Annotated in this window: 10 protein-coding genes; 6 read left to right on the top strand and 4 right to left on the bottom strand. The window is 61.0% G+C overall.

The window, feature by feature from the left end:
• Positions 1 to 55: 55 nt before the first annotated feature.
• Positions 56 to 736, bottom strand: a complete 681-nt coding sequence (locus AB4Z11_RS09495) for a type 1 glutamine amidotransferase domain-containing protein (RefSeq protein WP_442024759.1) — start codon at positions 734 to 736, stop codon at positions 56 to 58.
• A 112-nt stretch (positions 737 to 848) separates the two neighbouring features.
• On the opposite strand from AB4Z11_RS09495, the gene AB4Z11_RS09490 reads away from it, so the two are divergent.
• The 5 genes from AB4Z11_RS09490 to AB4Z11_RS09470 all read left to right on the top strand — a co-directional run bounded on the left by AB4Z11_RS09490 (position 849) and on the right by AB4Z11_RS09470 (position 7,299).
• Entirely contained in the window at positions 849 to 1,262 is a 414-nt protein-coding gene (locus AB4Z11_RS09490) for a MarR family winged helix-turn-helix transcriptional regulator (protein WP_442024757.1), read from the top strand.
• Positions 1,259 to 3,001, top strand: a complete 1,743-nt coding sequence (locus AB4Z11_RS09485; RefSeq protein ID WP_442024755.1) for a chloride channel protein — start codon at positions 1,259 to 1,261, stop codon at positions 2,999 to 3,001. The genes AB4Z11_RS09490 and AB4Z11_RS09485 overlap by 4 nt, the downstream gene beginning before the upstream one ends.
• A 206-nt stretch (positions 3,002 to 3,207) precedes the next feature.
• On the top strand, positions 3,208 to 4,908 hold the full coding sequence (locus tag AB4Z11_RS09480) for a methyl-accepting chemotaxis protein (protein ID WP_442024753.1): 1,701 nt from the start codon (positions 3,208 to 3,210) through the stop codon (positions 4,906 to 4,908).
• Between the two features lie 2 nt (positions 4,909 to 4,910).
• The gene (locus AB4Z11_RS09475) at positions 4,911 to 6,398 is read left to right on the top strand and encodes a chemotaxis protein CheW (RefSeq protein WP_442024751.1); all 1,488 of its coding nucleotides are present in this window, start codon (positions 4,911 to 4,913) and stop codon (positions 6,396 to 6,398) included.
• 64 nt (positions 6,399 to 6,462) lie between these two features.
• Complete coding sequence (locus tag AB4Z11_RS09470) at positions 6,463 to 7,299, top strand: substrate-binding periplasmic protein (protein ID WP_442024749.1); 837 nt, start codon at positions 6,463 to 6,465, stop codon at positions 7,297 to 7,299.
• 676 nt (positions 7,300 to 7,975) lie between these two features.
• Here the strand turns inward: AB4Z11_RS09470 and AB4Z11_RS09465 are convergent.
• The gene (locus AB4Z11_RS09465) at positions 7,976 to 8,917 is read right to left on the bottom strand and encodes a hypothetical protein (protein ID WP_442024747.1); all 942 of its coding nucleotides are present in this window, start codon (positions 8,915 to 8,917) and stop codon (positions 7,976 to 7,978) included.
• 215 nt (positions 8,918 to 9,132) lie between these two features.
• On the opposite strand from AB4Z11_RS09465, the gene AB4Z11_RS09460 reads away from it, so the two are divergent.
• Positions 9,133 to 9,645, top strand: a complete 513-nt coding sequence (locus AB4Z11_RS09460) for a YggT family protein (RefSeq protein WP_442024761.1) — start codon at positions 9,133 to 9,135, stop codon at positions 9,643 to 9,645.
• A 108-nt stretch (positions 9,646 to 9,753) separates the two neighbouring features.
• On the opposite strand, the gene AB4Z11_RS09455 is transcribed toward AB4Z11_RS09460, so the two are convergent.
• Together AB4Z11_RS09455 and AB4Z11_RS09450 are read right to left on the bottom strand one after the other, a co-directional pair.
• Positions 9,754 to 10,698: a carbohydrate kinase family protein gene (locus AB4Z11_RS09455; protein ID WP_442024745.1), complete on the bottom strand. Its 945-nt coding sequence runs from the start codon at positions 10,696 to 10,698 to the stop codon at positions 9,754 to 9,756.
• Between the two features lie 8 nt (positions 10,699 to 10,706).
• A partial coding sequence (locus tag AB4Z11_RS09450) for a DUF3426 domain-containing protein (protein ID WP_442024743.1) occupies positions 10,707 to 11,593 on the bottom strand: 887 nt, incomplete at its 5' end.

Here is an 11,593-nt window from a genome sequence, read left to right as displayed (position 1 = left end):
ATCTCAGCCTCACCCACAAAAAACCCGCCTTTCCGGCGGGTTTTTTTTATGCGTTTCAGCTGCGTAAAACTTCCAGCAGTTTCTTTGCGCCGGCGGTAGAGGAGGCCGGGTTCTGGCCGGTGACCAGATGGCCATCGACCAGCACATACGGTTGCCAGTCGGCAGCCTTGGAGAAAATGCCGCCGTTCTCTTTCAGAACATCCTCAACGAGGTAGGGAACGATCTTGGTGAGCTGCACCGCTTCCTCTTCGGTATTGGTGAAGCCGGTGACCTTCTTTCCCTTCACTAATGGCTGGCCGTCCGGCCCTTTCACAAAGCGCAGCGCGCCGGGAGCGTGGCATACCATGGCGAMGGGCTTGCCGGCCGCGTAGGTCCGTTCGATCAGGCCGATCGAATCCTTGTCATTGGTCAGATCCCACAAAGGGCCATGTCCGCCCGGATAGAAAATGGCGTCGAAGTCCTTCTCGGACATTTCCGACAGGCGCCGGCTGTTTGCCAGGACGTGCTGGGAGGCCGGATCTTTCTTGAAACGCTCGCCTGCTTCGGTCTGGAAATCAGGCTCATCGCTTTTGGGATCGAGCGGCGGCTGTCCGCCTTTCGGCGATGCCACCGAGACGTCCACGCCGGCATCCTTGAATACATAGTAGGGCGCTGCGAACTCCTCCAGCCAGAAACCCGTCTTCTTGCCTGTGTTCCCTAGCTGATCGTGGGAGGTAAGTACCATCAGTATTTTCATGATCTCTCCTGAAATGAAGCCTCTTCAGCTTAGCGGAGGCTCGCCCAAATGCAATTGAAGCGTGGTATGATGTGCGGCTAATTATGTCACAACATGATATAAAATTTCGCCAATGACATCATCTTCATTAAGCAAGGCCGACTTCACGGCGCTGTCGGAATTCCGATACCAGATGCGGCGCTTCGAGCGCTTTTCAGAAAATGCGGCGCATGCGGAGGGCATCACGCCGCTGCAATACCTGCTGCTGCTGCACATCAAAGGCTACCCCGGCCGCGACTGGGCCACGGTAGGCGAGCTGGCGGAGCGCCTGCAGGCGCAGCAGCATGGCGTGGTCGCGCTGCTGACGCGCTGCGAGGCGGCCGGGCTAGTGCAGCGCAGGCCGAACGATCTGGATCGCCGCCGTGTCGAAGTGCATCTACTGCCGGCCGGCGAGGACGTACTGTCCCGCCTGGCGGCGATGCACCGTGCCGAGCTGCAATCGCTGGCCGGTGTGTTTACGATTCCCAACCTCCCTTCGAAGCTATGAAACCCTACGACCCACGCAGCGACTTCAGCGGCGACGCACGGCTTTTGCCGATCGGCGCCATTGCGGCCGTGATCGGCGTGCTGAGCACCGGCACGGCCTGGCTGCTGCTGCACGCCATCTCCTTCTTCACCAACCTGTTCTTCTTCCAGACGCTGTCGGCCGAGCCGCATTCGCCCGCCAACCATACGCTGGGCGCCTGGGTGATTGCGGTGCCGATTATCGGTTCCATCATCATCGGCCTGATCGCCCGCTACGGTTCGGAACAGATCCGCGGCCACGGCATTCCGGAAGCGATTGAAGCCATCCTGTTCAAGCGTAGCGCCATGTCGCCCAAGGTCGCGGTGCTGAAGCCGCTGGCGTCCGCAATTGCCATCGGCAGCGGCGATCCGTTCGGTGCGGAAGGCCCGATCATCATGACGGGCGGCGCAGTCGGTTCGCTGATCGCCCAGCACTTCCACCTGAGCGATGCCGAGCGCAAGACCCTGCTGGTGGCGGGCGCGGTAGCCGGCATGACCGCGGTGTTCGGTACGCCCATCGCTGCGGTGCTCCTGGCGGTTGAGCTGCTGCTGTTTGAACTGCGTCCACGCAGCCTGCTGCCGGTGGCGATTGCCTGCGCGGTGGCGGGCTTCCTGCGTCCGCTGATTCTGGACGCGGGGCCGCTGTTCCCGCAGCAGAGCGCAGCCCTGCAACCGCTGGGCTTCCTGCCTTGCGTGATCGCCGGCCTGCTGTGCGGCGTGCTGGCCCTGATCCTGTCGACCGCCCTGTACCGCGTTGAAGACTGGTTCCACAAGCTGCCGATCCACTGGATGTGGTGGCCGGCGCTGGGCGCCATTGCAATTGGCGTCGGCGGTTATTTCCAGCCGCGCGCACTGGGCGTTGGTTACGACGTGATCGGCGACCTGCTGCAGAACCATCTGGCGGCCAGCGTGGTGGCAAGCCTGCTGCTGGCCAAGGCCATCATGTGGCTGATCGCGCTGGGCTCCGGCACATCGGGCGGCGTGCTGGCCCCCTTGCTGATGCTGGGCGCAGGCCTGGGCGCAGTGCTGGGGCCTTATCTGCCGGGCGGGTCGCCTGCCGTGTGGCCGCTGGTCTTCATGGCTGCAACTCTGGGCGGCATGATGCGCGCCCCGATCATGGCGACCGTCTTTGCTTACGAGCTGACGCACGACGCCAACGCGCTGCTGCCGGTGCTGATGGCATCGGTGATCGCCTACGGCTTCACCGTGATCACCATGCACCGCTCGATCCTGACCGAGAAGATCGCACGCCGCGGCCACCATATCTACCGCGAGTACGGCATCGATCCGCTGGAACGCCACAGCGTGGAAGAGGTGATGACTGCCACTGCGATGTCGATCGATGCCGACGCGCTGATTGCCGATGTCCTGCAATCGCACTTCGGCGCCAATCAGAAGCACCGCGCTTATCCCGTTACGCATCAGGGCGCAGTGCTCGGCATGCTGGACCGCGCTGCGATGGAGCAAGCGCCCAATGCCGTGCATGTGCGCGAACTGTATGGCGTGAACGCCCCAGTGGTCGCGCTGCGTGGGGAAACCTGCCGCACGGTTGCTGTGCGTCTGGCGGTGCACGGACTTGAACGTTTGCCGGTGGTTGCTGATGCGACAAGCCGCGAACTTGCCGGTGTGATCAGTCGTAGCGACTTGATCAAGTCTTCGCTGGCACTGCATAACGAAGAACATGCGCGTCATCGTTTCCGCCGCTTTACGCTCGCTAAGTAATAGTCACTAAGGCCTCCTTCGGGAGGCTTAGTTTTTATGTGGCCGCGTGGCAACGTATTCTTAGCAGCTTGTTTACTACTTCAAATCTTTTCGATGAAAGGTGAGAATCGGTGAGGATTCAGAAGGGCTCCCTGTCTATACTGAAGATTCCCTCTAGGAAATTTCCTACCTACTTCAGCCAAGTCCGCAAAAAAAAGGAGTGCCTCATGAACAGCCCGGTCGTGCAGGAACAGCAACTGCAAGAACTCGAACTGCAAGCAATCAACACAGCACTCAACCGAGTGCAGGCACTCATCGAATTCCAGCTCGATGGCACCATCCTGCATGCCAATGAAAATTTCCTGAGCGCGGTCGGCTATACGCTGGAAGAAGTGCAGGGGAAACACCACTCGATGTTTTGTGAACCGGCGCTGGCGTCGAGCGAAGCCTATCGCCAGTTCTGGGAGCGCCTGCGCACCGGCCATTTCGATCAGGGCGATTACAAGCGCGTCGGCAAGGGCGGCCGCGAGATCTGGATTAACGCTTCCTACAACCCCGTATTCGACGCCGAGGGCAAGCCTTACAAAGTCATCAAATTCGCGACCGACATCACGGCCAGCAAACTGCGCAGCGCGGAAGATCAAGGCAAAATCAGCGCCATCGACAAGGCGCAAGCCGTGATTGAGTTCGACATGAATGGTCACGTGCTGACCGCCAATAACAACTTCCTCGACGCCATGGGTTATGCGCTGGAAGACATCAAAGGCGAGCATCACCGCCTGTTCTGCGATCCCGAATACGCCAACAGCATGGAATACAAGCGCTTCTGGCAAAAACTCAACCGCGGCGAGTTCGACAGCGGCCGTTACAAGCGCATGGGCAATGGCGGCAAGGAGATCTGGATTCAGGCCACCTACAATCCGATCCTTGACCTGAACGGCAAGCCYTGCAAGATYGTGAAGTACGCYATCGACATCACSGARCAGGTGAARCTGGAGCAAAGCATCAAGGCCMARGCCGAATCCGAYGCGCGCAAGATCGAMGCGCTGCTGGAYGCSGTGGCGCGCGCCGCSAAAGGSGACCTSACCGCGCGCCTGTGCACCGAAGGCAATGAACCGCTCGACCACCTCGCCGCCGGCATCGACAAGATGATGGGCGATCTGCGTGGCGTGATCGGCCAGGTGGTGATGTCYGCCACSGCSTTGTCSGACGATGCSGAATCSATCGCCAGCCGTTCCAGCGTGGTGGCCAGCGGCACCCAGGCCCTGGGCGCCACGGTGGAGGAAATGAACGCAGCGGTCGATGGCCTGACCCGTTCCATCGATGCTATTGCCAACAACACCTCCGCCGCCAACGACCTGGCCAAGAGCACCCAGGATGAAGCGGAAGCTGGCGCCAAGGCCGTGGCGCGTTCGATCGAAGCCATGGATCTGATCAATCGTTCCTCGGAAGACATCGGCGAGATCGTCAAAGTGATCAGCGACATCGCCAACCAGACCAATATGCTGGCTTTCAACGCCGCCATCGAAGCGGCGCGCGCGGGCGAGCATGGCCTGGGCTTCTCGGTGGTGGCGGACGAAGTGCGCAAGCTGGCCGAGCGCTCCTCGCAGGCGACCAAGGAAATCTCGAAACTCATCAACGAGTCGGTCAAGCGCGTGAACACCGGCAGCGAGATCTCGCGCCAGGCCAGCGAAGCCTTCGACAAGATCGTGCAGGGCGTGGGCAAGACCAGCCAGGCCATCGGCGTGATTTCCAGCGAAGCGCATGAGCAGCTGCTGACGGCGCGCGAAGTGAGTTCGGCGATCCAGCACATCGCGGAAGCGGCCGAGCAGTCGGCCGGCAGTTGCGACAGCATTGCCGCCTCCACCGCAAACCTGAACCAGCGTGCGGGGGACCTGAACAAGATCGTCGCCGGCTTCGTGGTGTAAGCATGGACGCCCTGCGCGTGGTGGCGGCGCCCGCCGCCGGAACCGTGGCGCCTGCGCTGGAGCTGTTCGGCTCCTTTCTGCTGGGCAGCGATGAATTTGCGCTGCCGGCCATGTGCATCCGGGAGGTGGTCAACTTCCCCGAACGCATGACGGCCGTGCCGCTGGCGCCGCATTACCTGGAAGGGATGTTCACGCTGCGCGGCAGCGTGATCCCGGTGGTGAATCTGGCCCGTCTATTCGATCCGTCGGCGCCGAAGGGCGCGGCACACCACAAAATCGCCATCATCGAGCACCAGGATGTGCTGGTCGGGTTGCTGGTGCACGGCATCGGCGAGGTGCTGCGCGTGCGTCCTGAACAGCGCAGCACCCTGCAATATGCCGGGGAAGCGGGCGTGGTGGCGGGCACCATCCTGCTCGACCAGGGCCGCCGCCTGTTGCAGGTGCTGAACGTCGAGCGTCTGGTGTGCATCGAGAACGTGCCCCAGGTGCTGGCCCTGCGCGCGGCGGGCAGCCAGGGACGCCAGCGCCAGTTGCGCGCGGTCGGCGAGAAGCGCCATGCGATCACCTTCCGCGCCGCCGGCGCCCATTTCGCGCTGGAGATGAAGGCCATACAGGAAATCGTGCAGGTGCCGGAGCTGCAATCCTCAGTCCTGAATAGTCAATTGTGTTTGGGGCGCATGCTGTTCCGCGGCAAACAGATCGCCGTGGTGGATTTTGCAAACCTGGCCGGAGCCGCCTCCGGTGAATCCCATCCCGATCAGCGCGTGCTGGTGGCCCGCATCGGCGACGCCACCATCGGCTTCCTGGTCGATGCCGTGGAAAGCATCGCCCATTTCCATACCGAAGACGTGATGCCGATTCCGTTGCTGAGCAAGGCGCGCAGCGGCATGTTCGCCGGCTGCGTGACACGGGCAGGGCAGGACGATGTGATCCTGCTCGACCACGACGGCATTTTCTCGCGCTGCGAGATCGGTGAGCTGCATCAGGGCCACCAGAACCTGTTCCCTGACGACGGCAAGGACAATGCCGCGCGTGCGGCGGCCGGCCGCAAGGTCTATCTCACCTTCACCGTGGGCGACAAGTTCGCGCTCGAATTGCGCCAGGTACGCGAGATCATCGACTGCAGCGGCGACATCACGCGCGCTCCCGGCGTGCCGGACTACTTGAGAGGCGTTCTCAACTTGCGCGGCAATTTCGTCAGCCTGGTCGACCTGCGTGTGCTGTACGGCATGCAGCCCTCCGGTCCGGCCGCGCAGTCCAAAGTGCTGGTCATCGAACGCGGCGACGAGCGCTTTGGCTTGATCGTTGATGGTGTAAATGACATCGTCACCGTCGCCGACAACCACCGCTATCCAACCCCAAGCCTGATGCGCAAGGGCGAAGCGGAAGGCCTGCAGTCCGAATCGAGCGAGGTGCTCGAACTGGGCGGCGACAACAGTTCCATTTGCCTGCTCGATCCCGAGCGCCTGCTGCGCAAGCTCGCCGCCTGATCCTTCTCCGCGTATTGCATCAAAGCGGCCAGCATCTTATCCTGTCCAGAAAAAGGGGGATGGGATGCTGGATGGGATGGCGAGCGCGCGCGTCGCGGCCGTAGTCGCGGCGGTGACGGCGCTGACGGGCATGGCGGACGCGCTTGCCGAGGGCTGCGCGCGGCCGGTCAAGGTTGCGGCCAGTCCGATGGGGCGCTCGATGATGGTGTCGTCATCGGGCCAGGTCAGTGGCATCGTACCCGACTTCCTGGAGCTGGTAGCGCGCCAATCGGGCTGCCGCTTCGAATACGTGATCGTCCCGCGCATGCGCGCCCATGCCCTGTTCGAGCGGGGCGACGCGGACCTGGTCCACAACAGCACCCGCACCGAAGAGCGCGACCGCTACGCCACCTTCATTCATCTCTATAACACTCGTCCCATGCTGTTGTCGGCCGGTGCGCGCATGCCGGAGCAGATCACCATGAGCGATCTCGCCGCCGGCACCACTACCTTGAGTGCTGTGCGCGGCTATAACTTCGGCCCGGCCTACATGGCGCTGATCAACGATCCGGTGGTCAGGAAGCGCGTCTCCCTGGTTCCCGATCCCGACACGGCAGCGCGCATGCTGGCCGTGCGCCGCTTCGATGCGGTGTTGATGTCACCTTCGGTTTTCGTTGAGGCGGCACTGGCCTCCGACCTGCAGGACAGGATCAATGTGACTGCGATTCGCGGCATGCCCGCCCATGCTGCCGGCATGTATCTGAGTCTGAATAGCCTGGACAGCACCGACCGCGAACGCGTGCGCGATGCCATCGTCACGGTCGCAGCGCGCGGCGAGTACGGTCGCCTGTTCAGGATGTACTACGCGAATCCGAAGTGGGCCTTGAAGGGATGGGACACCGAAGTCGCTCCATCAAAGTGAAGAGATGAACGCGTATCGGCATGCTACAGAGGTCCATGTAGCGTAATCGCGACGAAAAAAAATCGCGGACATGCGTGGTGACCTTCATCGGTCCATCGATGCTCGCAACGTGAACACCCCACCTTCGCATACAGCCTTTAGATAAAGGACGTATGCAAAGCGAAGCAAAGCTCGAAGACCTCGCGCAAGGTCCGATGCTAGGCAAAAACAGAGCGCAATGCGTGCTTCAATGTGCGCCAACTCGCAGATCAATGCAAAAAAAGAGCGAGAAAATCAATCGTGCTGGTTGCGCAACGGTAAGGTTTTCGTGTACTTTACGAACTTGAAATTGCGTGAATTTGCAAGCGCTCTTTTTTTGAGTGTGTCGTTACCGCAAAAATCGAAAAAAATGGGATACACAAACGCATAAGTATGCACAAGTCCACACCGATTTCAGCGAAGCCGCTCGCCTGATCTTAGGTCAGGATCGGGCGGTTTTTTCTTTAACGCTGACAAACGGAACGTGGCGCGATGATGGGGTGATGGAGCTGAGTACACGCCCGACCCGAAACATCTCGAACAAGATTTTGAGTCCGACGCTTTAGCACAAGGCGGCGGATTCGATGGCTGAAGCGCTGCACTTGTGAGGAGGTGCAGCAGTTCAGCTGGGTACCGAATTCATTAGCGCAAACCGCAATCAGGTTTGTGCCGATGAATAATTCGCCTGGTCCACCGCAGGACCGGACGGGTTTACATCTTGTGCGTGAATTTTCCCATCCCAGATAGGAGAACTAAAAATGGCTACCGCCGCTAAGAAAGTCGTTAAGAAAGCAGCTGCTCCAAAAGCAGCTCCAGCAAAGAAGGCCGCCGCCAAGCCGGCCGCTAAGAAAGCCGCTGCCAAGCCAGCTGCTAAACCAGCCGCTAAGAAAGCTGCCGCCAAGCCAGCAGCTAAGCCAGTAGCTAAGAAAGCTGCAGCTAAGCCAGCAGCAAAACCAGCAGTGAAGAAGGCAGCCGCCAAGCCAGCAGCGAAGAAGACCGTCGCTAAAGCAGCAGCTAAACCAGCAGCAAAGAAAGCAGCAGCTAAGCCAGTAGCTAAGAAAGCCGCAGCTAAGCCAGCAGCGAAGAAGACCGTCGCTAAAAAAGCAGCAGCTAAGCCAGTAGCTAAGAAAGCCGCAGCTAAGCCAGCAGCCAAGAAAGCCGCCGCTAAGCCAGCAGCCAAGAAAGCCGCCGCTAAGCCAGCAGCAAAGAAGACCGTAGCTAAAGCCGCTGCCAAGCCAGCTGCGAAGAAAGCTGCTGCCAAGCCAGCTGCCAAGAAAGCTGCTGCCAAGCCAGCCGCTAAGAAAGCCGCTGCTAAGCCAGCTGCGAAGAAAGCTGCTGCCAAGCCAGCTGCCAAGAAAGCCGCTGCTAAACCAGCTGCCAAGCCAGCTGCGAAGAAAGCCGCTGCCAAGCCTGCCGCTAAAAAACCAGCTGCCAAGCCTGCAGCTAAAAAGGCCGCCCCAAAAAAAGCCTCGGCTAAGCCAGCAGCTAAGCCAGCTGCTGCGCCAGTAGCCGTAGCACCGGCTGCCGCACCAGCGGCTAAACCAGCGCCAAAGAAGGCCGCTCCGAAGAAGCCTGCCGCTCCGAAGAAGGAAGCCGCCAAGCCAGCAGCACCGGCTCCGGCAGCAGCCGCTCCGGCACCAGCAGCCGCTCCGGCAGCAAAGACCGTGATCGCCCCGGCAGCCGCCTGGCCGTTCCCGACCAGCACCCGTCCTTCCTAAGCCTTAGCGCTTAGTGCCGGATGGCGAAAATGCCGCTGTGTGAGACAATCGCACAGCGGTTTTTTTATTATGGAGTGGACGCGTGTTTAGTATCGTCATGTTGATCGTCAATGCCATCGCCGGTCTGCTGGGCGGTGTGCTGCTCTTGCGCTTCTGGATGCAGGCCATCCGGGTGCGGCCGCCATCGTCGGTGGCGCAGTTCACTTTTCAACTTTCCGACTGGCTGGTGCGCCCTTTGCGCCGCATCGTGCCGGGCATGGGCGGCTATGACTGGGCCAGCCTGATCGGGGCCTTCCTGATCGTGATGCTGGCGACCTCGGTGATGTTCCTGTTTGGCGCCACGCCGGAAATCGTGTTCCTGGTCGCGCTGCACCGCTTCCTTGAATGGATTCTGTACGGCTTTATGGCTTTGCTGGTGATTGAGGCGGTCTTCAGCTGGGTGAATCCGCATGCGCCGATGGCGCCCTTCATCCGCGCGCTGAACGAGCCGCTGCTGACGCCTATTCGCCGCGTCGTGCCGCTGGTGGGGAATCTGGACCTGTCGCTGCTGGTGGCGTTGATCCTGCTGCAGATCGCGCAGATCCTGCTGGGAATGCTGTTCGGGCGCTAGCGCTTTTAGAACCCAGGGCGTGAATCTGGTGGCAGGCACGATGTGCCTGCCACTTGCTTTTGCGCCCCTGGTTTAGTGAGGTAGGGCGGATCATTGATCCGCCGTTTTTTAGAAGCGGTAACCGAAGGCCGCTTCGAACTGGTCGGCGATGGACGCCGGCGTGAACACGTGGTTCTGTGCGCCCTTGTGCACGATCTTGATGGCGCCGAGCAGGCTGGCCAGGCGGCCGGTGGATTCCCAGCTCAGGTCATTGGTCAGGCCATACAGCAGGCCTGCGCGGTAGGCGTCGCCACAACCGGTAGGGTCCAGATCCGCGCTTGCATCAACCGGTACTGCCGGAATATCGATGCGCTTGCCTTCCGTGTAGATCTCCGAACCTTTCTCGCCGCGCGTCACGATCAGCGCTTTCAGGCGCGAAGCGATGTCCGGGATGCTCAGGCCAGTGCGGTCCATCAGCAGTTCGATCTCGTAATCGTTGCAGGTCACATAAGACGCTTTGTCGATGAAGCCGATCAACTGTTCCGGCGTGAACATCGGCATCTGCTGACCCGGATCGAAAATGAAAGGAATCTCCAGGCGGGCGAAGTCCTCGGCGTGCTTCAGCATGCCCAGGTGGCCATCCGGCGAAATAATGGCGATGCGCGCCGCGCCAGCCTTGGCCACGTCGTTCTCGTGCGCGAAAGACATGGCGCCAGGATGGAAGGCGTTGATCTGGTTGTGGTCCGAATCGGCGGTGACGAAGCACTGCGCGTTGTAGGCATCCTTCTTGATCAGGATGTTGTCGGTGGACAGGCCCAGTTTCTGGAAGCGTTCCAGGTAGGAAGCGCAATCCTGGCCCAGCACACCCACGATGCGCGGCTCGCCGCCCAGCATCTTCAGGTTGTAGGCGATGTTGCCGGAGCAGCCGCCAAACTCGGTGCGCATGGTCGGCACCAGGAAGGATACGTTCACTTTGTGCAGCTGGTCGGCCAGCAGGGTATCGCCGAAGCGGCCTTCGTATTGCATGATGATGTCGATGGCCAGAGAGCCACACACCAGGGCAGTTTTAGTCATGGTCGTTTTTAAGGATAGAAAATGGCGATGTGATAGCCGGAAGCCTTGAGCTGGGACAGCTCGAAGTACAGTTTAACGCTTTGTTCACTGCGCGCGCTGAATCCTTTGTCGGCGTCGGCCTTGTTGACCAGGTAATCGCGCGGGGCGAAGACGCGGCGCACCACAGGCTTGTCGGCGCTGTCGTTCAGGACCAGTTCGATATGCGGCCAGGCTTGCGCGGTACGCGCCTGATTGCGCAGGGTGGTACTGAAGCTGAAGGTATTGTCGGCGACGGTTTGCAGCTCGCCTTGTTCGATGCTGAGCATATCGAGCTGGGTTGGCAGCTCGACCTTGCAGCCGAGGATGCCGCAGGCGGCGGTCAGGGTTGGCTTCAGCTCCGGGTAGTTTGCGGCCAGGGTGTTGCGGAAGGTGGTCGCGCCTTGCAGCAGCAGACCGGCCAGCAGCAGCGGCGTGCCAAAGGCCATTGCCAGCTTCGCGCTGCGTCCGTATTTCTCGCTGCGGTTGGCGCGTTTGACGAAGCCGAGTTCTTCGTGGTCGAGTTCCGGGTTGCTTGCCGCGTCTTTTTTTGCCGCGGACGGCGCGTCTTCCGGTTCGTCGTCAGGGAGCGATTCGGCGTCGTCGCGCGCGTCGGTACTGACGGCGGCGATGGCGTGCAGGGCGGTTTCGTTGCGCGGCGTGGTCGAGAAGGCTGGCTCGAACGTCGGCTCGGACGATGCTTCGAACGTTGTCTCGGTCGCGTCTTCCGGCAGCGGCTCGAAAGCGGATTCAGGCCAGCCGCCGGTCGACGCTTCCGGCACTGGTTCCGGCGCTGCATCGGGCTCCGCTTCAGGTTCTACTTCGCGCGCGGCGATCGGCTCTGGTTCGCGTGCGTCCAGATCGTCGAAGTGGTGCAGGT

Source organism: Pseudoduganella sp. RAF53_2, from assembly GCF_052113985.1.
In the GTDB taxonomy this organism is placed as follows: domain Bacteria; phylum Pseudomonadota; class Gammaproteobacteria; order Burkholderiales; family Burkholderiaceae_D; genus Rugamonas.
Note: the sequence above shows the minus strand (reverse complement) of the source record. Positions and strands in the feature narration are given on the sequence as shown.